Origin of the sequence: Buchnera aphidicola (Cinara piceae) (assembly GCF_900699035.1) — a bacterium.
Lineage (GTDB): Bacteria > Pseudomonadota > Gammaproteobacteria > Enterobacterales > Enterobacteriaceae > Buchnera_F > Buchnera_F aphidicola_AV.
This window is the reverse complement of sequence record NZ_LR217739.1, coordinates 287,437-313,341: the sequence shown is the minus strand read 5'-3', so window position 1 is coordinate 313,341 and position 25,905 is coordinate 287,437. Positions and strand designations below refer to the sequence as shown.

Here is a 25,905-nt window from a genome sequence, read left to right as displayed (position 1 = left end):
TATGAACAACATTTACTGCTATAGAAAATATTTTTTTTTTGTATATTTCTTTTATAAGTTTGAATAATATAATATTATTTATAATTTCAATATATTTTTTTTTTTTTTTTTTTCTTGATGATACATATCAATTATTGGAAATTTTCTATTATATATTTGTTTGATATATTCATTAAATTGATAATATTGAAATTTTTTTAATAAATAAGGTATATTAGGTTTATTTTTTTTTAATAAAGAATTTGTATTATAATTTAGTGATATATTTTTATTAATTTTAATTAAATTAAATGATAAAAAAGCTATTTTTTTATTTTTTTTTAAATTATATATAATATTTTTAATATTTTTTATAGGCAATTTAGAAATATGTTCTATATTTTTATATATGTTACATATAGATGAAAAATTTTCTATAAGTATTGTAGCAGTTTTTTTTCCTATCCCAGGCACCCCGGGTATATTATCAGAAGGGTCTCCAACTAATCCTAAAAAATCTGCTATAGAATTTGGTTTGATTTTATATTTTTTATATACTTCTTTTTCATTTAATATTTTTTCTGTATTTTTTCCGGGAATTATTATTATTTTTTTATTTACTAATTGTAACATATCTTTATCAGCGCTATATATAAAAATATAATATTTTTTTTTTGTAAACTTTTTAGATAATGTACCTATTATATCATCAGCTTCTATATTATTTATACTAATTATAGATATTCCTAAATCTTGAATAATTTCTTTTAAAGGGCTAATTTGTTTTTTGAGATTTTCAGGCATAGAAGATCTATTTTTTTTATATTCTGGATATAATTTATGTCGAAAAGTTGTTGTAGGAGTATCAAAAACAACTACGATATTATCAGGATTGAATTTTTTTATTATTTTATTAAATATTTTTATATACCCATATAGAACACCTGTAAAAAATCCATTATTGTTTTTAAGTTTTAAAAAAGAAAAATATGTTTGATATAAACAATAATGTCCATCAATTAAAACAATAGTTTTTTTTTTCATAAAACATCCAATATAGTAATTTAATTATTAAATTTATTAACATTATTAAAGAATATAAATATTTTTTATTTATATAATTTATATATATTAAAATTATTTTATTTATATAAATAGTATTTTTAATTTTTTGTACCCCTAGTATATAGGGGTTTTTTATTTAATAGATAATTTAGTTATTTATAGAATTTAATTAAATTAAATCTTTTTATACTTTAAATATATTTAATTTATTTTTAAATGTTTTTGTTTGTTTTTTTAAGGATTCTTCTATTTTAATTAATCGATTGTATTTTGCTGTTCTATCCGATCTACACATTGAGCCTGTTTTTATTTGCCCTGCTGATGTACCTACGGAAAGATCCGCTATACTAGTATCTTCCGTTTCTCCTGATCTATGAGAAATTATAACAGCATACTTATTTTTTTTAGCTAAGCGAATAGTTTCTAATGTTTCTGTTAGTGTTCCTATTTGATTAAATTTAATTAAAATGGCATTAGCAATTTTATCGTGTATCCCTTTTTGGAGTATCTTTTTATTTGTAACAAATAAATCATCTCCAACTAATTGTATTTTTTTTCCTAAAATTTTTGTTTGATACATAAAACCTTTCCAATCGTTTTCATCTTGTCCATCTTCTATTGATAAAATAGGATATTTATTAGTTAATTTTTCTAAGTAATGTGTAAATTCTTGTGAAGTAAATTCTTTATTTTCATTTTTTAATTTATATTTTTTCGTATTATGATCAAATAATTCCGATGCTGCACAATCTATTGCAAAAGTAATATCTTCACCTAATCGATAATTCGTTTTTTCTACAGCTAAACTAATTATAGATAATGCTTCTTCATTAGATTGTAAATTAGGAGCATATCCACCTTCATCTCCAACACAGGTTGAATATCCTTTTTCTTTAAGGATTATACCAAGTGTATGAAAAATTTCTGAACCCATACGAACTGCTTGTCTTATATTTTTTGCTCCTATAGGTTGTATCATAAATTCTTGAAGATCAATATTATTGTTAGCATGCATGCCTCCATTAATAATATTAATCATGGGAAGAGGGATAGAAAATTTATTATTTGTATTATTAATTTGAGCAATATAGGAATAAAATGGTATTTCTTTTTCAGAAGCTACTGCTTTTGCTAGCGATAGTGATACAGATAAAATGGCATTAGCACCAAATTTTGATTTATTATCTGTCCCATCTAATTTAATCATTAAATAATCTATTTCTTTTTGATTTTCAGCTTGCTTATTTATTAGTGCTTGATGAATATCTATGTTTACATAATTTATTGCTTTTTTTACTCCTTTTCCTAAAAAACGATTTTTATCAAAATCTCTTAATTCAAGAGCTTCTTTAGATCCTGTTGATGCCCCTGAAGGAGCTGCAGAACAACCAAAATGCCCGCTTTCTAGATGGACTTCGGTTTCAATAGTAGGATATCCACGTGAATCTAATATTTCTCTTGCAAATATTTTTTTTATTTTTGACATTTTTAATTTATCCTTTATTTGTAACAATATTTTATAAAATTAATATAATAATTTTTTTTATAAAATTAAATTTTTAAATAACATAATATTTTTATAAATATATTATTTTATTAATTTTTTTTTATTAATAGTAATATTTTTTAAATAAAATATTTTTTTATATAAAAATATAATAATTATTTTTAATAAATATTAATAATAAAATGTATTATTAATATTTATAAAAATTTAAATATTTTTTATATATTATTAATATACATCTTTAATGTATTAGTTTCATAATAAATTATGTTGATATATTTTAAACAAATTATTTGTTAATAATAAATAATTGCATTAAATAAAATTTCTATATTTATTTTTTAATGATACAATTCTATTAAAAGATATCATTTGTTTTGTTTTTTCTTGCTTTGTTTTTAAGAAATATCCAATCCTTTCAAATTGATATGCATGATTTATTTTTTCTTGATTGATTATAGATTCTACATATCCTTGTTTAAGGATATATGAATTAGAGTTATATGATTGCATAAAATTATCTTGTTTTTCAGGATTTTTACAAATAAATAAAATATTAAATAATTGAAATTGCGCTGGAATAGAATTTTTTATAGATATCCAATGAATTATTCCTATTTTTTTTTCTATTTTTTTAGGATAATATTTACATAAAATACAATTTATTTCATTATTTTTATTTTTTAAAATTTTTTTAGCTTTTATTATATAAGCGTATTTTAATCGGATTTTTTTTCCCAATATTAATCCTCTGTAATTTTCTCTTTTTTTTTGAGAAAAGTCTTCTTTTTCAATATATATCTCTTTGGTAAATAGAATTTTTCTTGTACCCATTTCTTTGGCTTGGGGGTGGTTAAAAACACTAAAATTTTCTATATAATCTTCAGGAAGATTAGTAATTATAATTTTAATTGGATTAATTATAGCCATTCTTCTAGGAGAAGACATGTTAAGATCTTTTCGTATACATGATTCTAATAAAGATAATTCAATTATATTTTGTTGTTTCGTAACTCCTATTTTTTTACAAAACATTCGGATAGAATTTTTTGTATATCCTCTGTTTCTTAATCCGGAAATTGTATGTAATCTCGGATCTTCCCATCCATTTACAAGTTTAGAATTTATTAATATTTTTAGTTTTCTTTTAGACAAGATCGTATGTTCTAAAGTTAATTTAGAAAATTCATACTGTTTCGGTGGTTTTTGTATAAAATTTAGTTTTTTTAATATCCATGTATATAATTGACGATTATCTTGAAATTCTAGTGTACATAAAGAATGTGTAATTCCCTCTAAAGCATCTGCAATACAATGCGCAAAATCATACATTGGATATATACACCATTCATTTTTTGTTTGGTGATGTTTTGCATAAATAATTCTATATAAAACGGGGTCACGCAAAATAATATATGGAGATTTCATATTAATTTTTGCTCGTAGACACATAGATCCTTCTGGAAACATACCAAGTTTCATTTTTTCAAACAAAATTAAATTTTCTTTAATTGTTCGATTTCTAAATGGACTTTTTTTCCCTACTTTTTTTAATGTACCTCTATATTTTTTTATTTCATTTTTATTTAATTCTTCGACATATGCTAAATTTTCTTTAATTAATTGAACAGCATATTGATATAATTGATTAAAATAATTTGAAGTATATTTAGTTTTTTTGTACCAATTAAAACCTAACCATTTTATATCTTTTTTTATTGAATCAATATATTTTTTTTTTTCTTTTTTAGGGTTTGTATCATCAAATCTTAGATTACATTGACCATTATATTTATTTGCAATGTTAAAATTTAAACATATAGATTTTGCATGTCCAATGTGTAAGTAACCATTAGGTTCTGGAGGGAAACGTGTTTTTATTTTATAATTAGTATTTTTTAATATTGATTTTTTTATTATTTTTTTAATAAAGTTATTTTTCATATTATATCCATTTTAAATTTTTTGATAAAGTGTGTACGATAAGATATAATTATTTTTTTAAATAGCGAAATTTTTTTATTTATATAAAGTATATAGAAATAATAAAAATATTTCTCATAAAATTGCATTTTAATATAAAAAATTTAAATTATTTCTTTAATAATAAAAAAAAAATGTTTTATTTGTAAATTTTTATTGTAAAAATAATTTTATTTGTGTAAAATTATTATTTAAATATTAGTTTTAGTAAAAATTCGGCTATATAGCTCAGTTGGTTAGAGCGCAGCACTCATAACGCTGAGGTCACGAGTTCAAATCTCGTTATAGCCATTAAAATTATATATTTTTTTGCGGGAGTGGCGAAAATGGTAGACGCACCAGATTTAGGTTCTGGCACTGAAAAGTTTGCGAGTTCAAATCTCGCCTTCCGTATGATAATATTGTGTTTAATAATATTTTTTATAAATATAAAATTTTTGGGGTATAGCCAAGAGGTTACGGCACCGGTTTTTGATACCGGCATCCCTGGTTCGAATCCAGGTACCCCAGATAATATTTTCTTATAAAAATTATTATAATTATTTTTTTATGTATTTATTCTTGATTTCTATATTTATAGAAATAATTTTATTTAATATCATTAATAGCATAGTTTTTAATGTATGTTGGAGAATATATGTTTAATACGTTAAAAAAATCTGTAGCAAAGTTTGCTTTAAAATATGTCCCTAAAAATGCAATTATTGGAATTGGATCAGGTTCTACAATAAATTATTTTATTAAAGAATTATCGAAAATTTCATCTTCTATTCGTGGGGTAGTTCCTGGATCTATACGTTCAGAAAAAAAGTTAAGAAAACACAATATACCTATTATAGATTTGAATAGTTTAGAACATTTAGATATTTACATTGATAGTGCCGATAAAGTGAACACTTCAATGGAAATGATAAAAGGTGCTGGAGGAGCATTAACTCGTGAAAAAATTATATCCTCGGTTGCAAAAAAATTTATATGTATAATCGATAAATCAAAATATGTCAGACATTTTGATTGTTATTCATTTCCCCTTGAAGTGATTCCTATGGCATTAAGAAAAATTTCTGAAGAAATCATTAAGTTAGGTGGAATGCCAAAATATAGAGAGAACTTTATTACAGATAACGGACATTGTATTATTGATATACATAATTTATATATAAAAAATTCTATTGATTTAGAAAAAACTCTTAATAATTTACCTGGAATTGTTTCTGTTGGTTTATTCTGCATTAGAAAAGCTGATTTATTATTAGTTAGTTATGCAGATCAAATAAAAGAAATATATTAATAATCAAAATATAAAAATATATTTTTAAAAATTTTATAATACAATATTATTATTAATATTTTTTAATCTATTTTTATAGAGAAATAATTTATGTCATTGAAATCTATTGATATAGAAGTATTTGGACGTTTTATACGAGTGAATTGTCCTGATAATAATTCTTCTGATTTACATTATATAGCGAATATTTTAAGTAAACGATTAGAAGATTTAAAGGAAAAAACAGGTGTTTCAAATATAGAACAATTAATTTTTATTACCGCTTTAAATGTTTGTTATGAGTTAGAAATAGAAAAACAAAAATCAATGCATTGCGTTAAACATTTAAAGTCTAGAATGTTAGTATTAACTGAAATGATTAACAAATCTTTAATGAAAGAATAATATTTTTAATATTATTTTTTCTTTTTTTTGTATTATTAATATAATTGAATTATATATCCCCGAAATATATTTGTAATGCTGTTATAGCTACCATACTAGCTGTTTCCGTTCTTAAAACTCTAGGTCCTAAAGAAACATTTAAAAAATTTTTTTCTTGTGTATATTTTATTTCTTTTTCATTAAATCCTGTTTCTGACCCAATTAATATATAAATATTTTTATATTTATAAGGAATATTATGAATTTTATTAATAGAATTTAAATTACAAATAATTTTAGTAGATTTATAGGGTATTAAATTACACCACTCATATATTGAGCATGGGTTATTTAAAATAGGTAAAATATTTCTTTGTGATTGAGAACATGCAGAAATTATTATTTTATTCCAGTGATAATTTTTTTTTAAAATAATATTTTTTTTTTGTTTATCGAATTTTTTATTTCTAGATATAATTGGAGTAATTGTTTTTACACCTAACTCCACTGATTTTTCAATTGTAATATTCATTTTTTTAGAAACTATTTGTCCTAAATGAATATTTATTGGTGATTCTTTATCATCTTTTTTTTTTTCTATTATTTTAACAAAAATTTTATTTTTTTTTATATATATTATTTTAGATATAAAAATGTAATTTGTATTATTGAATATATGAATAATACTGTTTATTCTTAGTTTGATTACTTTTAAACAATAATGTATAGTATTTTTTTTTAATTCTATAATTGTGTCAAGATTGATAAATTGATTGAAATAGAGTCTAGGAATATACATAATATAATACCTAACTGTCTTTAAAATAATTTTATTATTTTATAAAAAAAATTACAGATGTAAAATTATTTCATTTATATTTAAAAATAATATTATTTATGCATCCGGGGGGATTCGAACCTCCAACCTCTCGGTTCGTAGCCGAGTGCTCTATCCAACTAAGCTACGGATGCATAAATAATATGATTCTTTTTTTGTGGTGAGAGAGGGATTTGAACCCTCGATGCATTTTAATACATACTCCTTTAGCAGGGGAGCGCCTTAAGCCACTCGGCCATCTCACCAATATTTATTATAAATAATAATAACTATATTACTTTTTTTATAAAATAAGTCAAATGAAATTTAATTGTATATTTTATTTTAAATAAATATTAGATATTATATTATTAATTCTATTTATTAGTAATTTTTTTAAAAAATATATTAATTTAGTAAATATTTTTTAAGAAAATTGTTTTACTGTATTTTGAATGTGAACAAAATACAGTATAGTATTATTTTTTTTTATATTTTCTGTAATATTTTTTTTTCTAATTGAATCCTTTTATATATTTCTTCTCTATGTACTGGTATTTCTTTTGGAGCATTAATACCAACGCGAATTTGATTTCCTTTTATTCCTAAAATTGTTATCATTATTTCATCGCCGATTATTAATGTTTCGCCAATGCGACGAGTTAAAATAAGCATTCCTTTTTTTTCCTTTTCAAAAAATCAGATATATATTTATAAATTTTTAAATAAATTTATATTAATTAAATTAAATATTTATATAGATCGTATATAGATTATATTTTTAATTATTAATAAATTTTATTATTTAATTTGCTTTTTTATGTATTTTATTATTTTTATTTTTATTTCTTTTATTTGATGTGAATGTATTTTTTTATTCGTTAATTTTCCTTCTACAATATTTTTTTTCCCCCCTCCCTGCCCCGGCAATATTGAGAATATAATTTTCATTATTTTTAAAGTACAAATCTTTTTTATTATATTTTTTGTAATATTAATTAAAAATGTTATTATAGTTGCGTTTTTATTAAGTAATATAATAATTACTTTTTTTAATTTCTCTTTAACAATATCCGATATTTTTCTAATAATTTTATGTTTTTGATAAGATACAGTTTTAATAATAAAAAATATTTTTTTAAAAAAATATGCGGTTGATATTAAATTTGCAGAAATTTGTAAAATATTTTGGTTTATTAGTTTTGTATTTTCTTTCTTGATATCATTGAAATTATTAATAATTTTTTTTATGGATTGATAAATATTATTTTTATTATTTGTAAATAGATTTTCTATTTTTTTTTCTTTTTTTGTTTTTTTATGAAAATATTTAATTACTTTTATTCCTGTTATTGCTTTGATTCGTTTTGTTTGATGTCCAGTTTTTTTATATGAAATAATTTTAAAAAATCCAATTTGACCAGTATTATCATGATGTGTTCCGCTACATAATTCAGTAGAAATATCTTTAATATCAATTATACGTACTGTTTTTTTATATTTTTTTGATGGTAAATATATAACATTGTTTTTTTTTGCTTTTTTAAGTGAAGTAATAATAGCATTTATTGGTATGTTTTTTTGAATTTTTTTATTTACTATAATTTCTAAATTATTTATATTTTTTTCTGTAATATCTTTATTATATTGAAAATCAAATCTTAAATATTTATCATTGATCAGTGATCCTTTTTGATTAATTTTTGATTTAAAGATTTTATTTAATGCGAAATGTAATAAATGCGTAGAAGTATGATTTGATTGTATTTTTTTTCTTTTTTTAATATTAACTTTAGCTTGTACAATATCTTTTATTTTTATAAATCCTGTTTTTATAAATCCAATATGAGCTATAAAATTTCCATTTTTTTTTGTTTTTTCAACTATAAATATTCCATTATCACTAATAATTTCACCAGAATCTCCTATTTGTCCACTGGATTCACCATAAAAAGGTGTTATTTCTAATACTAAAATTCCTATATATTTATTTTTTAAACAAGAAACAATTTGATTTTTATAAATAATTTGAATTACTTTAGTTTTTTTTATATATTCATTATAACCATCAAAAATAGATTTTTTGGTGATAAACATTAAATATGAATTTTTTTTTGTTTTTTTATTTTTTTTTTGTTTTTTTTTGTTTGAATAAAAAATTTTATTTAATTTAGCTATATTAATTGTTATTTTTTTTTCTCTGCAAATGTCTTGAGTAATTTCAAGGGGTAATCCAAAAGTATCATATAAATAGAATATTTTTTTTTCACATAATTTATTATTTTTTTGTTTTTTAATTTCCTTTTTTAATTTATTCATTCCATTTTTTAAAATAAGATGAAATTGTTTTTCTTCAGTAAATAGAACATTTTTTATGTTATGAATTTGATTATAAATATTAAAGTCAGAATTAATTTTTTTAAAACTATAAATGATAAATTTAGATAATTTATAAAAAAATGGTTTTTTCAAATCTAGAAAATATCCATGACTCAATGCTCTTCTAATAATTCTCCTTAATACATAGCTTCTTCCTTCATTACCAGGAATAATATTCTCAGAAATTAAACAAGAAGATGTTCGAATATGATCTGAAATAATTTTTAATGAAACATTATTTTTTTTTTTGATTTTTAATTTTTCTTTAATTAATTGAATTAATGTAATAAAATTGTCTGTTTGATAACTTGAAGATACATTCTGTAAAATTGCAGAAATACGTTCTAAACCCATTCCAGTATCTACTGATGGAATTGGTAGTTTAATCATTTTATCTATTGTAATCTGATTAAATTGCATAAATACTAAATTCCAAATTTCTAAACAATTTTTTTTTAATTCATGACTATTTTTTATAATCTGGATGTTTGTATTTTTTTTTCTTGTATTATAAAAAATTTCTGTACAAGGCCCGCATGGACCTAAATCCCCCATTCTCCAAAAATTATCAGAATTATATTTCATATCATTTTTATCATATATTGCGATTAAATGATCAGACGGTAAGTTAATGATATTTAGCCAAATATTTTTTGTTTCATAGTCTTCATAATAATATGTAACCCATATTTTTTTTTTTGATAGTTGTAACCATTTTTTATCTGTTAAAAATTCCCAAGCATATATAATAGCTTTTTCTTTAAAATATTCCCCAAAACTAAAATTTCCTAACATTTCAAATAATGTATGATGATAAGGTTCATAACCAACTTTTTTAAAATCATCATGTTTTCCTCCTGTTCGAATACAGTATTGAGAACTAGTGAAAGATGATTGATTTTTTTTTTTATATCCTAGATAAATATTTTTGAATTGATTCATTCCAGCGTTTGTAAATAATAAACTATCATCATTTTTAGGAATTAAAGAGCTACTTGAAACAATAGTATGTTTTTTTTCATTAAAAAATTGTAAAAATAAAGAACGAATTTCATCTGTTTTCATAAAACTGATATCCATAAATATTGTTAAAAATGCAATAAAAAAAATTATTATATAAATATATATATTTTTTTAAACAGTATATTTTTTTTATTTTTATAAATACACATTTTATAAATATAAATATATTATTTTTTTTATTTTAATTAATTAAAATAATATTTTTTATATATAAAATATTATATATCTGTTAAACTATTTAAAATATAGATAAAATATCATAATATATGATCATATATAATATGTAATGAATTTTTTTAAAAAATGTCCTTTTAATAGGTATTAAATGTCTAATATAACTAAATTAAATTTTATTGTTCCTGATTTAAAATTACAACCATATAGATTAGATAAAATATTGGTAAAACTTATTTCCTCCGTTTCTCGTTCGTGTATAAAAAAATGGATTTTATCAGGATATATCGTAGTAAACAATAATGTTATAACTTCTCCAAAAAAAAAATTTTTTTTAAAGATAAAATTTCCATTTGTATAAAAAAAGATTTTAATTGTATTAAAATAAAAAAAGAGAATATATTTTTAGATATTATTTTTGAAGATTCTGAAATATTAGTACTTAACAAACCCTTTAATTTGGTAGTACATTTAGGTTATGGAAATATTTCAGGTACGTTATTTAATGCTTTAATTTATCATTATAAAAATAGTATAACTTTACCTAGAGCTGGTATTGTTCATAGATTAGATCGAAACACTTCAGGTTTATTAGTAGTAGCTAAGACTGCTGATTCATATAACTATTTAATTTCTTTATTTAAAAAACGAAAAGTAATAAAAGAATATGATGTAATTGTTATTGGCCGAATTGAGCAAGATGGTTTTATTGATCGCCCCATTAAAAGAAATATTTACCGTAGAACTATGATGACTGTTGGTATAGGTGGAAAATCAGCTTTAACTTATTATAAAGTTATTACAATTTTTAGAAATTATACATATCTTCGTGTGCAGTTAAAAACAGGAAGAACGCATCAAATTAGAGTACATTTGTCTTCTATTTTTCACCCTGTATTTGGTGATAAACTATATTATAAAGGTATAAAATTAAATTTTTTAGATATTTCGGATAAAATGTATAATTTTGTTTTAAAATTTTCTAGGCCTGCGTTACATTCTAGAATGTTAGGTTTTATTCATCCAGTTATTAATAAAAAAAAAACTTGGTTAGTTAACCCACCAACAGATATGATGCGATTAATCAATTTTTTATATTCAGAAGATATGAAATAATGTATATTTTATATAATTATAATATAATTTAGTTGCATAAAATCTATTTTTTATATACGATATAATTAATAATTATTAAATTAATGTATTTGTTTATAATATTAAAATTTTATATATATCTTTATATTAAGAATTTATCATGTACAAAACAATTAAGTAAATATATGCTAAATAATAGAAAAAATCCTAGTAAGTATATAGTATCAAATATTTTTAATAAAAAAGTATTCTATACTCCTTTAATTCATTATATTGAAATTGCTTTAAAAAATTATTTTTTAATAACATGTAAAAATAAAAAAAATAATTTATATCAAATGCTTTTATCTGAAATAGAAAAACCTCTTTTTGATAGTGTTATGCAATATACAAGAGGTAATCAAACAAAAGCAGCTTTAATTTTAGGTATTAATAGAGGTACGTTGAGAAGAAAATTAAATATTTATTATCAAAGTAAACAGATTAACAAGTAAAATATTTTTTTAAAAAAAATTTATTCCATAGTGTTTATATTTATTTATTTGCTAATAAAATATTTACAGCTGTGTGTAACGCCCAAATATATCCATCAGAACCAAAACCAGATATAATTCCACGAGATATATCAGATATCCAAGAGTGTGAACGAAAATTCTCTCTTGAAAATATATTAGAAATATGAATTTCAAAAAATGGGATTTGTATTGCTAAAAGCGCATCTCTGATTGATATACTAGTATGTGCAAATGCACCCGGATTAATTAAAATAAATTGTATTTTTATTTTTTTGCACTCGTGTATTTTTTCTACTATTTTGTGTTCCGCATTAGATTGAAAATCATATAATTTAATATGTAATTCATTGGCAACTTTTTTTGTTTTGTCTATTATTTCTGACAATGTTTGTTTTCCGTATATTTTCGGTTCTCTTGTACCTAATAAATTTAAATTTGGTCCATTAATTATTATTATTTTAAATTTATTTTTCATAATATTTCCTATCTTTATACATTTTTAATAAAAAGTGATAATTATTATATATTTTATATATTAACATTTAATGAAATAATTATGTAGTTTTTTATAATAATTATTTTAATTAAAATTAATTTTATATTATATAGAATATTTTTAAAAATATTTCTTTAAAGAAAACTTATTTATTATTTTTTTATATTACAAAATAAATATTTTCTATATATTATGTAGAATATTTAATTTTCTTAATTATTTTAAGATATATTAAATTATGATAGATATTTTTTTTAAAAAAATATGATCTTATTAAAGATCATATTTTTTTATTTTTAAATAATATGTTGGATAAAAAAAGTTGATTTTGGTGATATTTATTTTCAATTCAAAGAAAAAGAAGTATGGATATTAGAAAATAAAACTATTAAATCAGGAACTTATTTTTCTGATGAAAGTATAAATAACAAGAGTAGTAAAAAATTTTTCTTCTATTTTTTCGTATACTAGTTCTAGTATATTAAGTAATATAGTTAATTCTACTAAATTTGGTTGTTCTTTATTATCTGTTATAGATTGAAATATTTTTTAAAAAGAATCATATTTATATATAAATCATATATATACTCCATTTAATTCAATAAAAAATTTTTCTTTTAAAAAAATTTATTTTTTGAAGGAGATTTATTTTTTAGTAAGAAAAAAAAGATTATTGTGTTATTGATATTTATCCCGCATTAACATGCAAATACGAAGAAGTTATTATTGATTTAACAGATAATAATTTTATTTCTCATGATATTCGTCCTTTAGTGAATATTTTTATTAGAATAATTGTTAAATAAGATTATATTCATGAGAAAGGTGATAGTGGGGAGGGGATAGATTACAATTTAGTGATTTTTTTAAAAAAAATAATAATGAAATATTAATTGATTTTTGGGCGCAAGCAGATATTTGTATTACTCTTGTTTTTTTATTTGAAAAATCTTCTACTACTGGTAGTTTTATTTTTGTTTTAAGTTCTATTTGGTTTGAAATTTTATTTCATGAGACCGGTAGATAATGGATTAGAAGGAGATTTTGTTCATAAAAAAATATCTATTTTTTCTAAAAAATTGGAAAAAAAAATTTGCTTTTTCATTGTATACTGTGGTTGATAATTCTACTCTTTTTATTTTTATGGGATTAATCAATATTGATGATGGAGAGCGCGAGGTCAATATAAAATATTAATTAAAAAAAGGAATTTTGAAATCTTTTTTATAAGAAAAGTTGAATGCTCATTTAATGAATTGTAAAAGTACTAAAAATGGAAGAAAAGAATCATATGAGCATCTTCCAATGCCATGTATAGCTGGTAAAGATAAATATACAGATATTATTAAGAGTTTAGAATATGTTTTTATATATGCAGTTAATTTTAGTGGAAAGGAAGTAGATATTACTTTAGGAAATTTTATTTTTTTTACTTCCGGTACATATACTATGAAAAATAGTAAAATTCTTTATTCTATAAAAGGAGTTATATTAATTGGATCTGGTTTAGAGATTATACAATTTATATCTGTGATTGGAGATAATGTAAATATAGATAGTAGATTAGTTTTTTATAGTAAAAATGGGCAAACTATTTCTGTTGATATAGGTTAACCCTGTTATTAAAGTAAATAAATTAACAATCAATAATATATTATATAATAAATATATATTTTGCAGTCAATTTAATAATATTATGACTGCATAATTTATGTAAATAAATTAAATTATTAATTATTTAAATTTTTTATAATTTATAAAATAAATATATACATTTTTATATTATTTATTTTAAATTTTCTTTTATACGAGCAGATTTTCCTTTACATTTACGTAAATAATATAATTTTGCTTTTCTAACTAACCCAGTTTTTATGATCTTTATTTTATTTATATTTGGTGAATGAACTAAAAAAGTTCTTTCTATGCCTTCTCCATTCGATATTTTACGGATAGTAAATGATGAATTAAGGTTTCTATTTCTTTTAGAAATTACTATTCCTTCAAATGATTGTATACGTTTTTTATTTCCTTCTAAGATCCATATTTTTACTAAAAGAGAATCCCCTGCTTTAAACTGTGGAATATTTTTTTTTTTATATTCATTTTCAATTATTTGGATATGATTGTTCATATTTTAATTTCTCATATAATTAACTTTAAAATATATATTAATATTATTATTTTTTATTTTTTTTATTTTTTAATAAATCAGGTCTTTTTAATAAAGTATTTTTTAATGAGTGTTTTAATCTCCATTCTTTAATTTTTTTATGATTACCTGATAATAAAATTGAAGGAACGATATGATTCGCTATATTTTTTGGTCTTGTATAATTTGGACAATCTAGTAAATCATTATTAAAGGATTCTTCAATTAAGGAATGTTTATTATTTAATACTCCAGGTATAGATCGTGTAATAGCATCTATAAATATCATGGCTGGTAATTCTCCTCCAGTTAATACAAAATCTCCAATTGACCATTCTTCATCAACTTGTGTTTGTATGAATCTTTCATCAATTCCTTTATATCGTCCACAAATAAATATTAAATGTTTTTTTTTAATGAAATATTTTATATGATTATGTTTTAATACTTTTCCTTGTGGTGATAAGTATATCACTATACTTTTTTCTTTATAATTTTTTTTTGCATTTATAACAGCTTTAAATAGAGGTAAAAACATAATTAACATTCCTGGCCCCCCACCATATATTTTATCATCTACGGTTTTTCTTTTATTAATACTAAAATCTCGTAAATTTAATATTTTGATGTTAATTATTTTTTTTTTGATTGCTTGTCTTATTATCCCATATTTAAATATGGGGTTAAACATATTTGGAAAAATTGTTATAATACTAAATTGTATCATTTTTTTTCTTATTATATAAAAAATGTATTTATTTATAATGAAACCATTTAACAATAATAATTTTTTTTTTAAGATTTATTTTTTTAATAATATTTGGTTGTATAAATGGAATATATATATTTTTATTTGTTTTATTACATAGTATTAGTAATGTATTGTAAATTTTATTATCTATAATATTAATTACTGATCCTATTTTTTTTCCTTTTAAATTAAATATATAACAGGATAAAATATCATTCCAATAATATTCTTTATTTTTTAATTTTGGTAATTGTGTTCTTTTAATTAAAATATTTTGTTGAGAAATATTAAAAGCTTGATTTCTATTATTTATATTTTTTAATTTTATGATAAAATTATTAATATGTTTTTTATATATAGTTATATCTTTTTTATATATAGTTATATTTAATTTATTTAATTTCCAAGGAAAATAATTAAAAATATTTTTTTTTTTTTCTGTAAATGAAATTAAATGTATCCATCCTAAAATCCCGTATGGTGTACCTAGCTTTCCAATAATAATCATAATTAATTAAAAATTAATCAATGTTCAGTTTATTAATTAGAATAATTTTTTTTATTATATTGATTTAATAACTTTTTTATTCGATTTGTTTTCTGTGCTCCTTTTTTTAACCAATATGTTGTTTTTTCAATAGAAAAATATATTTTTTTTTCATTTTTTTTAGCAAATGGGTTAAAATATCCAATATGTTCAATAAATTTCCCGTTTCGAGCAGATCTAACATCTGCAACAATTATTTTATAAAACGGTCTTTTTTTTACCCCATATCGAGCAAGTCTTATTTTAATCATGTGAAATCCTTTATATTTTTTAAATGATATTAAATTTTTATTTAATATATTTATTATACATATTATTTTATCAGATAATTTTTAATTTTTTCAAATATTTTATTTTTTTTGCTTTTTTTGATTTTTTTCATGATACGTTTAATATTTTCAAATTTTTTTAGATAAATATTTATTTCTTGTATTGTATTTCCAGAACCTTTTGATATTCTTTTTTTTCTTAAAAATTTTATAATAGATGGAAATTTTCTTTCTTTTTCAGTCATTGAGTTAATCATAGCTTCAATTTTTATAAGAGATTTTTCATCAATTTTTTCTAATATTGAATTTGAAGAAAATATATTAATTGGTAATTTATTTATTAGTGAATTAATTCCACCTATTTGATTTATTTGTTTTATTTGTATCAAAAAATCATTTAAATTAAATGTATCTCCTTTTTTGGTAGTTTTTTTTAATAGATTTAATTCTTTGTTTTTTATTTTATTTTGAATATCATCTATTAAAGATAATATATCACCCATTCCTAAAATTCTTTTAGCAATTCTTTCCGGGTGAAAAATTTGTAGATCATAAATTTTTTCGCCTATACCAATATATTTTATTGGTTTTTTTGTTAATGTTCTAATAGATAAAGCTATCCCCCCGCGTGTATCACTATCTAGTTTTGTTAAAATAATTCCAGATAATTTAAAATTTTTGTTAAATATATTAATTGAATGTATAGCATCTTGTCCTGTCATAGAGTCAACAACAAATAGTGTTTCATGTGGTTGAATATAATCTTGTATTTTTCTTAATTCATTTATTTTTATTTGATTCGTATGCATTCTCCCTGCTGTATCAATTAATAATACATCATATTTTTCCTTTTTTGCTGTTTTTATTGCTGATTTTACAATTTTATTTATTTTTTGATTGAGATTAGACGAAAAAAAGTTAGCTTTTGTTTTTTTTATTAGATTTTTTAATTGTAAAATTGCAGCTGGTCTATATATATCGATAGATACTACAAGTACTTTTTTTTTATATTGTTTTGATAATAAATAAGCTAATTTTGCTGTACTTGTAGTTTTACCCGAACCTGGTTGACCTATAATAGTACAAATTGTTAATTCATTTAATAAAAAATTAAATAAATAACAATTATTTCCCATTATTGCGATTAGTTCTTTTAATACAATTTGTATTAAATTTTGACTAGGACTAAAATTTTTGTTTATATAAATTTCTGATGTTTTTTTTTTTATATTTTTTAAAAATATTTTTATAACTTCTAATGATACATCAGCATTTAGTAATGCTATTTTTACTTTTTTAAGTGTTTCTTTTATTTTTTTTTCTTTTAATTGACTTTTATGTGAAATTTTTTCAAAAATATCAGTTATTTTTTTTGTTAAGTTATTAAACATAACGGTGATTAAATATCCTTATATTAGTAATATAATTATTATTATAGAATAATTATTTTTTTTATATATAAAAATTTTTTTTTAAATTAATTAATATATTTTTATTATTTTATTTTCAATTGGATAACAACCTAGTATTTTTATACATTTTACATATTTTTGTATATTATTTAATGTATTGTGTATAATTTCTGACTGTATATTAGATTCTATTTCCAATAAATATGTTTTTTCTTTTTTTTCTTCTATCTTACTTGCTAAAATTATTTTTATAATTAAAATATGTTTTTTTTTTAATATTTTTAATATTTTCTTTTTATTAATCTGACTATTCTTTAATGTTAATAATATAGTTATTTTAGATGGAGTTGTTTTAGATATTTTTTTTGGTTTTTTTGAAATTAGTATAAATCGAGTTATATTATTTTTTATATTAGATATATTGGTTGCTATTTTTTTTAAATTATAATAAGCACCACCTATTGAATTTCCTATTACAGCAGATGTGTTTTTATTTTCTATAGAAATTTGATTCATAGCTGCAGAAGTACTATTGAAATAATATCTTTTCCATTCTGGAAATTTTTTTAAAAACATACTACATTGTATAAATGGTTGAATATGACTATATATATTTTCTATATTATAGAAAAAACAATTTTTTAGAGCAAACAAATGATGTTGAATAGATATATTTATCTCTTGAATAATATGAATTTTTTCTTGTTTTTTTAGTATATTATATACTTCAGGAATAATTCCTGATATCCTATTTTCAATAGGCAATAATGCTAATTGACATTTTTTTTGATTAAAAGATTTTATCATAGATTGAAAATCAATATGTTCATCTTCTAATAAAATATGTTTGTTTTTTTTGGCAATAATATTAAAAGTGGCAGATGAATATGAACCTATAGGACCTAAATATGCACAACGAAATTCTTTTTTGGAATTTAATATTTTTTTTTTCCATTTCTTCTGAATTAAAATAGAATTTTTTACAATAATTTTGAATATTTTTTCTATAAATATAGGATTAATTTTATTTTTTTTACTTAGTCTATATAAATTTTTGAATAATTCTATTTCTCTATTTTTATCTTGAATATTAAATTGATTATATATTTTATTTTTTACAATATCTATTGATAAAGATTCTCGACATGTTAATAGTTTAATTATTTTTTTATCAATATAATTTATTTTATTTCTTAATAAATATATTTTTTTTTTAGTATTCATTTTTTATTTTCCAAATTAATTATTTTTATATTTTTATAATATATAAATTTCTATAAATATATTCTATATTTATAGAAAAGAATTTTTTTTATAGAAACAAAAATTAGTAAATATATTTTTAACTTGTATAACTATATAGGTAATATATTATGAAAAGTTTTTCGGCTAATTCAAATAAAATTATGAAATATTGGTATTATGTTGATGGAACTAATAAAATATTAGGTCGTTTTGCAAGTAAAATATCTACATATTTACGAGGAAAACATAAACCAGAATATACCCCGCATGTAGATACTGGTGATTATATCATAGTTATAAATGCATCAAAAATAATTGTTACTGGAAAAAAGGCAATTAATAAAATTTATTATCATCATACAGGGTATGTTGGGGGTATAAAAAAATATACTTTACAATATATGTTATTACATCATCCACAACGTGTAATTGAAAAAGCAATAAAAGGAATGTTACCTAGAAATTCTTTAGGTAGACTTATTTTTAAAAAATTAAAAGTATTTCCGTTTCATGAACATAATTTAATTGCTCAAAAACCAATTTTTTTAGATATTTAATTCTTTAAAAGATAGGATTGTGATGTTATGTCTAAATATATAAATTATGGTACAGGTCGCCGTAAAAGCTCTTCAGCTCGTGTTTTTTTACATAAAGGAGAAGGTAAAATTATTATTAATAAACGCTCCTTGAAGAAATATTTTGGAAGAGAAACAGCATGCATGGTGGTACAACAGCCTTTAGATTTAGTTAATATGTTAAATCAATTTAATTTTTATATTACTGTTAAGGGCGGGGGAATTTCGGGACAAGCTGGCGCAATTCGTCAAGGCATTACTCGCGCATTAATAAAATACGATAGTTCCTTAAGAGATATGTTAAGAAAAGAAGGTTTTGTTACTCGTGATTCTAGACGTGTAGAACGTAAAAAATGTGGTTTTCGTAAGTCTAGAAAAAAACCTCAGTTTTCAAAGAGATAATTTATGTTTTTATAAAAACCCGGTATACTTGAATCCGGGTTTTTAATAAAGATAAATTTTATTTATAAAAAAAATTATAAAAATATATTTCTATTCTATAGAAATAAATAAAGTTATGTTTTTAAAGTTAATTAAAAATAAAATATTTTATTTTTTTTATTTGTTAATAAAAATATGATATTTTATTTTTATTAAAAAAAAAATTATTTAAATATATTTTTTATATAAATATTTAATTATATCTTTAGATAATTTTCTCGTCCCAATTTTTTTTTTAGCTGAAATCAAATAATATTTTTGATTTTTTTTCATTCTTTTTTTTATATATACCATTAATTTAATAATTTTTTTTTTTCTTAAACTATCAATTTTATTAAAAATTAACCATCTTGGTATGTTAAATAATGATTTATTAAAATTTTTTAATTCTTTTAAAATGATTGATCTAATTTTATTAATATTTTTTTTTTTGATTGTTGTTATATCAATAATATGTAATAATAATTTACAACGAGATAAATGTTTTAGAAATTTTATTCCTAAACCTACTCCAGATGATGCTCCTTGTATAATTCCCGGTATATCAGCAATAATAAATTTTTTTTTTTTTATTTGCACTGTTCCTAATATAGGATTTAATGTTGTAAATGGATAATTATTTATTTTTGTTTTTGCGTTTGATAATGAGCTAGTTAAAGTAGATTTCCCGGAATTTGGTAAACCTAATGTTCCAACATCTGCAATTAATATTAATTCTAATGATATAATTTTATATTCACCAATTGTTCCATTTGTTTTTTTTCTTGGAGTTCTATTTGTAGATGATTTAAATCTTGAGTTTCCTAAACCGTGCCATCCTCCTTTAGCTATAAGAATTTTTTGATTTTTATAGATTATATCTGATATTATTGATTTATTTTCGTTATTGAATATTCTAGTTCCTAATGGAACTTTAATAAATGTATCTTTCCCTTTTTTTCCGGAACTATTAGAACCTGATCCATTTTTTCCGTTTTCTGCATAAAATATTTTTTTAATTTTATAATCAGTTAATGAATTCATATTTAAATCAGAAATTATCCAAATATTTCCCCCATCTCCTCCATCTCCTCCATCCGGTCCTCCTTTTGGTATGAATTTTTCTCTTCTAAAGCTTATACATCCGTTTCCTCCGTTTCCAGCAGATACATGAATCGTAACTGAATCAACAAATTTCATGTTATATCTCTCTTATTTAAATATTTGTAATACAAATTAAATAATATTTATTTATTTATATAATTTAATATTTTTATGTTATACAAATAACACTGACATATGTTCTTTTTAATAAACCTCTCTTTTGAAATGTTACTTTTCCATTAGCAATAGAAAATAATGTATGATCTTTTCCACATTTTACATTATTTCCAGGATGAAATTTTGTACCTCTTTGTCGAACTAAAATATTTCCTGAATAAACGTGTTCTCCTCCATATTTTTTAATACCTAATCTTTTTGAGTGAGAATCTCTCCCGTTGCGTGAAGAACCGCCTGCTTTTTTATGTGCCATTTTTTTTTCCTTAATTTATTTTATAAATAAATAATATTTTTTATTTGAATATCTGTATAATATTGTCTATGTCCTTGATTTTTTTTGTAATGTTTTCGACGATTGAATTTTATAATTTTTATTTTTTTATCTCTTCCATGTTTATATACAGATCCTTCGATATAAATATTTTTTAATATTGGTTTCCCAATTAATATTTTTTCTTTATTAGATAATAATATTATTTTTTTAAATAATATTTTTTGACCTATTTTTATATTTAATTTTTCTAATCTAATAATTTTTCCAAATTTTGCTTTATATTGTTTATTACGATCTAAAAATATTGCGTACATAATTTTTTCTCTAGATATTTATAAGTTGAAGATGAAAATTTTTTAATATAATATTTATTTTTTTTAAATAATATTTTTTATAAATCAAATTTTTATATATTTTAAAAATAAAATTACTATATTAAATAGTATATCACATGTTTTTTTTATATTTGTGATATATGATCATATAATCAATTTTTTGTATTTTTTAAAAAATATTTTTATATTATTTAATAAAATTTTTTTTATTCCATTCAGATATAGTATATGCATTGATAGTAACTGCATGGATTTCTTTTTTTAAAAAATAAGGCATTAATATTTTATATATATTTTTTTGTTTTTCAAAAGAATTCATTCCTATAAAAAAATCTCCTATTGCTGTAATAATAATATTATTATATTGTTTATGTATTTTTACTGTTTTTAAATTTAATTTTTTTTTAATTAAAAAACTTATTTTATTTGATTTCATATTTATCGCTCTATATTTAGAATATTAATAAATTATTAAAATTAACTAATGTATATATTTTTTTATTATAATATATAAAAAAAATATTATTTTTATAAATAAATATATTGATATTATAATTTTATTTTTTTTTGATAATTTTAATATTTTTTAATAATTTTATTGATTATATATTTTTAATTGATACATATATAATTATGTACTTATAATATATTTTAACATAATATTAAAATATTCAACGTTATTTATATTTTTCTCTTTTTTATAGAGATATATTATTTATAATATGAAGAAGTTAGATTTCATTTTTTATATTGTAACGTAAAGGAGTTAAGAGCTTGTTTAATAAAGTTCCAATGACATTACGGGGTTTTAATAAATTAAAATCTGAATTAAAAAAATTAAAATATACTATAAGACCTTGTATAGTGAAGGCAATTTCAGATGCTCGACAATTAGGTGATTTAAAAGAAAATGCTGAGTATCATTCAGCTAGAGAAGAACAAAGTTTTTGTGAAAATAGAATATGTGAAATTGAAAATAAGTTACTTTGTGCTCAAATTATTGATGTAACAAAAATACCTTATAAGGGTATTGTTATATTTGGATGTACTGTAACGTTATTACAAATGTATACAAATAATATCTTTGTATATACTATTGTAGGTGATGATGAAGCAAATTATAAAGAATATTCTATTTCTATTTATTCGCCCGTTTCAAGGGCTTTAATCGGAAGAAAAAAAAATGATATTATATTAGTTAAAACTCCTTCTGGTTCAGTAGAATATTTAATTAAAAAAATTGAATATATTTAAAATAATAATATATAGATTATATCTATTAATTTTTAATTAAATAGTTTTTTAAAATATACTGATTATTTTTTATACATAAATATCTAAGTAATTTAAAAAAAATAAATATTTTTATGTATAATATATTTTTATTGAATTTCTATATTTTTATATTTATTGGTACTAATATACTATGATTTTTAGAAAAAATTTGAGTAGTTCTAAAAATTGGTTTAGAAAGCACTGTAAAGATCCTTATGTCAGAGAAAGAAATAGAAGGAATTTAAGATCTAGATCATGGTTTAAATTAAAAGAAATTAATGAATCAGAAAAAATTTTTGAAAAAGGTATGAATATTATAGATTTAGGATCTCATCCTGGTGGATGGTCAGAATATGCTAGTCAAGAGATAGGTCATACAGGTATTATTTACGCATATGATATTTTACCTATGCGTCCTTTAAAAAATGTTACCTTTTTTAAAGGAGATATTACTGATATAGATATACAGAAAAAAATGTTTTTTTTTTTAAAAAAACATTCTTGGAATGTGGTTATGTCTGATATGTCACCTAATATTAGTGGTTGTTCAATTGTTGATAATGTTAATGTATTTAAATTAAGTAATATTGCATTAAAAATTGCGATACGTGTTTTGTCGAGTAAAGGATATTTAATAATAAAATTATTTCATGGTCATGGTTTTAATAAATATATACAAAAAATTTATAGTAAATTCATAATAGTAAAAGTTTATAAACCACGTTCTTCACGTGTGAATTCTCGTGAAGTTTTTATTATAGCTCGTGGATTTAAAATATAATTTTTTTTGTTTTGTTTTAATATCAGTGTAAAGTGGGGTTATCTTTTGACTAATACAGTTAAAAATTTCATTATATGGACTTTAATTTTAATTATAGGAATATCTTTATTTCAAAAAATAAATAATTATTATTTAAATAATTATGAAGTTGATTATTCTACTTTTTTAATAGAAGTTAATAGAAATAAAATTCGTGAAGCTAGAATTAATGGAAAACAAATTATAGTAATTAGAAAGGATCTGTCGCAGTATACTACATATATACCTATTAATGATTCCAGACTATTAGATATATTATTGAATCATAAAGTTAGTATTATCGGAGTTCATCCTAAAGGTCGTAATATTATTTTGTCTGTTTTTATTTCGTGTCTTCCTTCATTTTTTTCAACATGTATATTATTTTTTTTTATAAATCAAGTATATATTAATGGAGGTAAAGGAATATTTTTGTTTGGGAAAAGTAAAGCTAAAATGTTATTAAAAAACAAAGGAAAAATTACTTTTTCAGATATAGCAGGGTGCGAGGAAGCAAAAGAAGATGTTTCTGAAGTAGTTGATTATTTAAAAGAACCGAAAAGATTTAAAAAACTTGGAGGAAAAATACCTAAAGGAATATTAATGGTTGGTCCTCCTGGAACAGGTAAAACATTATTAGCTAAAGCAATTGCTGGTGAAGCTAATGTTCCTTTTTTTTCAATATCAGGTTCCGATTTTGTTGAAATGTTTGTAGGTGTAGGTGCTTCTAGAGTTAGAGATATGTTTGAAAATTCAAGAAAATATGCACCATGCATTATTTTTATAGATGAAATTGATGCAATTGGAAGAAAAAGAGGTATAAATATAAATAATAGTCATAGCGAACAAGAGCAAACATTAAATCAAATATTAGTAGAAATGGATGGATTTGAAGGCAATGAAGGTGTTATATTAATTGCGGCTACTAATCGTCCAGATGTTCTTGATCCTGCTTTACTAAGACCCGGTAGATTTGATCGACAAGTTACAGTTTCTTTACCTGATATAAAAGGTAGAGAAGAAATATTAAAAATTCATATGCGAAAAATTCTTGTTTCTAATGATGTAATTCCTATTATTCTGGCGCGAAGTACTCCAGGTTTTTCAGGTGCGGATTTAGCTAATTTGGTTAATGAGGCGGCATTATTAGCAGCTCGTTTTAATAAAACTTCAGTTACTATGTCAGATTTTGAAAAATCTAGAGATAAAATTACAATGGGTTCTGAGAAAAAATCTCTTATGATAACAGAATCTCAAAAAGAATATACAGCATACCATGAAGCTGGACATGTAATTGTGGGTAGATTAGTTCCTGAACATGATCCTATACATAAAGTTACAATTATTCCAAGAGGGGATGCTTTAGGAATAACATTATTTTTACCTTCATCTGATATGTGTCTTTTAAGTCGTAAAAAATTAGAAAGTAAGATATCTACTTTATATGGTGGTCGTTTAGCTGAAGAGTTGATTTATGGTTCAACTGAAGTCACGACTGGTTCATATAGTGATATTGCAGTAGCTACCAGATTAGCAAGAAAGATGGTTACACAATGGGGTTTTTCAGAAAAATTGGGGCCTTTATTATATAAAAATGAAGATAAAGAATTTTTTTTAGGGCAATCTATAACAAAAAATAAATATATTTCAGATAAAACGACTCAAATTATTGATGAGGAAATAAAATTACTAATTAATATCAATTATGAGAGAGCTAGAAAAATTTTAAATGAAAATATAGATATTTTACATGCCATGAAAGATGCTTTAATGAAATATGAAACATTAGATTCTTTACAAATTAATGATTTAATGTCTAGAAAATTAGTACGTATACCGGATGGATGGCATTTACGTTAATAATAATTTTTTTTATAACAAAA

Annotated in this window: 28 protein-coding genes and 5 tRNA genes; 14 read left to right on the top strand and 19 right to left on the bottom strand. The window is 20.9% G+C overall.

Translation table 11 applies throughout. The features are described from left to right. Nucleotides 1–78 precede the first annotated feature (78 nt). From BUCIPICE3303_RS02100 to BUCIPICE3303_RS01380, 3 genes are all read right to left on the bottom strand, one after another. A complete protein-coding gene (locus tag BUCIPICE3303_RS02100) occupies nt 79–1,023 on the bottom strand; it encodes a 5'-3' exonuclease (protein ID WP_232512959.1) in 945 nt (314 codons plus the stop codon). 205 nt (nt 1,024–1,228) lie between these two features. Further along, nucleotides 1,229–2,530, bottom strand: a complete 1,302-nt coding sequence (eno, locus tag BUCIPICE3303_RS01385; RefSeq protein ID WP_154049326.1) for a phosphopyruvate hydratase — start codon at nt 2,528–2,530, stop codon at nt 1,229–1,231. 336 nt (nt 2,531–2,866) lie between these two features. Beyond that, a complete protein-coding gene (locus tag BUCIPICE3303_RS01380; protein ID WP_154049325.1) occupies nt 2,867–4,495 on the bottom strand; it encodes a glutamine--tRNA ligase/YqeY domain fusion protein in 1,629 nt (542 codons plus the stop codon). 256 nt (nt 4,496–4,751) lie between these two features. Here BUCIPICE3303_RS01380 and BUCIPICE3303_RS01375 point away from each other — a divergent pair. The 5 genes from BUCIPICE3303_RS01375 to zapA all read left to right on the top strand — a co-directional run bounded on the left by BUCIPICE3303_RS01375 (nt 4,752) and on the right by zapA (nt 6,209). Further along, a tRNA-Met gene (locus tag BUCIPICE3303_RS01375) sits at nt 4,752–4,825 on the top strand. A 20-nt stretch (nt 4,826–4,845) separates the two neighbouring features. After that, nucleotides 4,846–4,927, top strand: a tRNA-Leu gene (locus BUCIPICE3303_RS01370). A 45-nt stretch (nt 4,928–4,972) separates the two neighbouring features. Beyond that, nucleotides 4,973–5,044 (top strand) — tRNA-Gln (locus tag BUCIPICE3303_RS01365). Nucleotides 5,045–5,171: 127 nt separating this feature from the next. Further along, nucleotides 5,172–5,825 (top strand): ribose-5-phosphate isomerase RpiA, encoded by a 654-nt coding sequence (gene rpiA, locus BUCIPICE3303_RS01360; protein ID WP_154049324.1) that lies wholly within the window; start codon nt 5,172–5,174, stop codon nt 5,823–5,825. A 90-nt stretch (nt 5,826–5,915) separates the two neighbouring features. Next, entirely contained in the window at nt 5,916–6,209 is a 294-nt protein-coding gene (gene zapA, locus BUCIPICE3303_RS01355; RefSeq protein ID WP_154049323.1) for a cell division protein ZapA, read from the top strand. Between the two features lie 49 nt (nt 6,210–6,258). Here zapA and BUCIPICE3303_RS01350 read toward each other — a convergent pair whose 3' ends face one another. The 5 genes from BUCIPICE3303_RS01350 to alaS form a co-directional block, all read right to left on the bottom strand. Continuing rightward, on the bottom strand, nt 6,259–6,987 hold the full coding sequence (locus BUCIPICE3303_RS01350; RefSeq protein ID WP_154049322.1) for a 16S rRNA (uracil(1498)-N(3))-methyltransferase: 729 nt from the start codon (nt 6,985–6,987) through the stop codon (nt 6,259–6,261). Nucleotides 6,988–7,086: 99 nt separating this feature from the next. Next, nucleotides 7,087–7,160, bottom strand: a tRNA-Arg gene (locus BUCIPICE3303_RS01345). A gap of 24 nt (nt 7,161–7,184) precedes the next feature. After that, nucleotides 7,185–7,271: transfer RNA gene (locus tag BUCIPICE3303_RS01340), tRNA-Ser, on the bottom strand. 223 nt (nt 7,272–7,494) lie between these two features. After that, the gene (csrA, locus tag BUCIPICE3303_RS01335) at nt 7,495–7,680 is read right to left on the bottom strand and encodes a carbon storage regulator CsrA (protein ID WP_154049321.1); all 186 of its coding nucleotides are present in this window, start codon (nt 7,678–7,680) and stop codon (nt 7,495–7,497) included. A gap of 126 nt (nt 7,681–7,806) precedes the next feature. Next, nucleotides 7,807–10,449: an alanine--tRNA ligase gene (gene alaS, locus BUCIPICE3303_RS01330; protein WP_154049320.1), complete on the bottom strand. Its 2,643-nt coding sequence runs from the start codon at nt 10,447–10,449 to the stop codon at nt 7,807–7,809. A gap of 283 nt (nt 10,450–10,732) precedes the next feature. Here alaS and BUCIPICE3303_RS01325 point away from each other — a divergent pair, with 283 nt between their 5' ends. The 3 genes from BUCIPICE3303_RS01325 to BUCIPICE3303_RS01315 all read left to right on the top strand — a co-directional run bounded on the left by BUCIPICE3303_RS01325 (nt 10,733) and on the right by BUCIPICE3303_RS01315 (nt 12,170). Then, nucleotides 10,733–10,942 carry a S4 domain-containing protein gene (locus BUCIPICE3303_RS01325; RefSeq protein WP_154049319.1) on the top strand — a complete coding sequence of 70 codons (210 nt, stop codon included), beginning with the start codon at nt 10,733–10,735 and terminating at the stop codon, nt 10,940–10,942. Next, on the top strand, nt 10,909–11,697 hold the full coding sequence (locus tag BUCIPICE3303_RS01320) for an RluA family pseudouridine synthase (protein WP_154049318.1): 789 nt from the start codon (nt 10,909–10,911) through the stop codon (nt 11,695–11,697). Before BUCIPICE3303_RS01325 ends, BUCIPICE3303_RS01320 begins: the two co-directional genes overlap by 34 nt. 164 nt (nt 11,698–11,861) lie before the next feature. Beyond that, nucleotides 11,862–12,170 carry a helix-turn-helix domain-containing protein gene (locus BUCIPICE3303_RS01315; protein WP_154049317.1) on the top strand — a complete coding sequence of 103 codons (309 nt, stop codon included), beginning with the start codon at nt 11,862–11,864 and terminating at the stop codon, nt 12,168–12,170. Between the two features lie 40 nt (nt 12,171–12,210). On the opposite strand, the gene aroQ is transcribed toward BUCIPICE3303_RS01315, so the two are convergent. Beyond that, entirely contained in the window at nt 12,211–12,666 is a 456-nt protein-coding gene (gene aroQ / locus BUCIPICE3303_RS01310; RefSeq protein WP_154049316.1) for a type II 3-dehydroquinate dehydratase, read from the bottom strand. 1,272 nt (nt 12,667–13,938) lie between these two features. On the opposite strand from aroQ, the gene BUCIPICE3303_RS01305 reads away from it, so the two are divergent. Then, entirely contained in the window at nt 13,939–14,301 is a 363-nt protein-coding gene (locus BUCIPICE3303_RS01305; protein WP_154049315.1) for a metallopeptidase TldD-related protein, read from the top strand. Between the two features lie 172 nt (nt 14,302–14,473). Here BUCIPICE3303_RS01305 and rplS read toward each other — a convergent pair whose 3' ends face one another. The 6 genes from rplS to BUCIPICE3303_RS01275 form a co-directional block, all read right to left on the bottom strand. After that, the gene (rplS, locus tag BUCIPICE3303_RS01300; protein ID WP_154049314.1) at nt 14,474–14,821 is read right to left on the bottom strand and encodes a 50S ribosomal protein L19; all 348 of its coding nucleotides are present in this window, start codon (nt 14,819–14,821) and stop codon (nt 14,474–14,476) included. 46 nt (nt 14,822–14,867) lie between these two features. Continuing rightward, complete coding sequence (gene trmD, locus BUCIPICE3303_RS01295; protein WP_172598712.1) at nt 14,868–15,578, bottom strand: tRNA (guanosine(37)-N1)-methyltransferase TrmD; 711 nt, start codon at nt 15,576–15,578, stop codon at nt 14,868–14,870. Between the two features lie 16 nt (nt 15,579–15,594). Next, a complete protein-coding gene (rimM, locus tag BUCIPICE3303_RS01290; protein ID WP_154049312.1) occupies nt 15,595–16,098 on the bottom strand; it encodes a ribosome maturation factor RimM in 504 nt (167 codons plus the stop codon). 32 nt (nt 16,099–16,130) lie between these two features. Further along, the gene (gene rpsP, locus BUCIPICE3303_RS01285) at nt 16,131–16,388 is read right to left on the bottom strand and encodes a 30S ribosomal protein S16 (RefSeq protein WP_154049311.1); all 258 of its coding nucleotides are present in this window, start codon (nt 16,386–16,388) and stop codon (nt 16,131–16,133) included. A 62-nt stretch (nt 16,389–16,450) separates the two neighbouring features. Continuing rightward, nucleotides 16,451–17,797 carry a signal recognition particle protein gene (locus BUCIPICE3303_RS01280; protein WP_154049310.1) on the bottom strand — a complete coding sequence of 449 codons (1,347 nt, stop codon included), beginning with the start codon at nt 17,795–17,797 and terminating at the stop codon, nt 16,451–16,453. Nucleotides 17,798–17,887: 90 nt separating this feature from the next. Continuing rightward, entirely contained in the window at nt 17,888–19,042 is a 1,155-nt protein-coding gene (locus tag BUCIPICE3303_RS01275) for a prephenate dehydratase domain-containing protein (protein WP_154049309.1), read from the bottom strand. Between the two features lie 149 nt (nt 19,043–19,191). Between BUCIPICE3303_RS01275 and rplM the strand changes: the two genes are divergently transcribed. Both rplM and rpsI read left to right on the top strand, forming a co-directional pair. Continuing rightward, nucleotides 19,192–19,620, top strand: a complete 429-nt coding sequence (gene rplM, locus BUCIPICE3303_RS01270; RefSeq protein ID WP_154049308.1) for a 50S ribosomal protein L13 — start codon at nt 19,192–19,194, stop codon at nt 19,618–19,620. 27 nt (nt 19,621–19,647) lie between these two features. Beyond that, nucleotides 19,648–20,040, top strand: a complete 393-nt coding sequence (gene rpsI, locus BUCIPICE3303_RS01265) for a 30S ribosomal protein S9 (RefSeq protein ID WP_154049307.1) — start codon at nt 19,648–19,650, stop codon at nt 20,038–20,040. Nucleotides 20,041–20,247: 207 nt separating this feature from the next. On the opposite strand, the gene cgtA is transcribed toward rpsI, so the two are convergent. From cgtA to BUCIPICE3303_RS01245, 4 genes are all read right to left on the bottom strand, one after another. Next, nucleotides 20,248–21,258, bottom strand: a complete 1,011-nt coding sequence (gene cgtA / locus BUCIPICE3303_RS01260) for an Obg family GTPase CgtA (protein WP_154049306.1) — start codon at nt 21,256–21,258, stop codon at nt 20,248–20,250. A 73-nt stretch (nt 21,259–21,331) separates the two neighbouring features. Next, the gene (gene rpmA / locus BUCIPICE3303_RS01255; RefSeq protein ID WP_154049305.1) at nt 21,332–21,592 is read right to left on the bottom strand and encodes a 50S ribosomal protein L27; all 261 of its coding nucleotides are present in this window, start codon (nt 21,590–21,592) and stop codon (nt 21,332–21,334) included. A 20-nt stretch (nt 21,593–21,612) separates the two neighbouring features. Continuing rightward, nucleotides 21,613–21,927 (bottom strand): 50S ribosomal protein L21, encoded by a 315-nt coding sequence (gene rplU / locus BUCIPICE3303_RS01250; RefSeq protein ID WP_154049304.1) that lies wholly within the window; start codon nt 21,925–21,927, stop codon nt 21,613–21,615. 208 nt (nt 21,928–22,135) lie between these two features. Next, on the bottom strand, nt 22,136–22,384 hold the full coding sequence (locus tag BUCIPICE3303_RS01245; protein WP_154049303.1) for a BolA/IbaG family iron-sulfur metabolism protein: 249 nt from the start codon (nt 22,382–22,384) through the stop codon (nt 22,136–22,138). Nucleotides 22,385–22,722: 338 nt separating this feature from the next. Between BUCIPICE3303_RS01245 and greA the strand changes: the two genes are divergently transcribed. The 3 genes from greA to ftsH all read left to right on the top strand — a co-directional run bounded on the left by greA (nt 22,723) and on the right by ftsH (nt 25,882). Beyond that, the gene (gene greA, locus BUCIPICE3303_RS01240; protein WP_154049302.1) at nt 22,723–23,202 is read left to right on the top strand and encodes a transcription elongation factor GreA; all 480 of its coding nucleotides are present in this window, start codon (nt 22,723–22,725) and stop codon (nt 23,200–23,202) included. 172 nt (nt 23,203–23,374) lie between these two features. Then, complete coding sequence (locus BUCIPICE3303_RS01235) at nt 23,375–24,004, top strand: SAM-dependent methyltransferase (protein ID WP_154049301.1); 630 nt, start codon at nt 23,375–23,377, stop codon at nt 24,002–24,004. A gap of 45 nt (nt 24,005–24,049) precedes the next feature. Further along, nucleotides 24,050–25,882, top strand: coding sequence for an ATP-dependent zinc metalloprotease FtsH (ftsH, locus tag BUCIPICE3303_RS01230; protein WP_154049300.1), 1,833 nt, complete (start codon nt 24,050–24,052; stop codon nt 25,880–25,882). Nucleotides 25,883–25,905 lie beyond the last annotated feature (23 nt).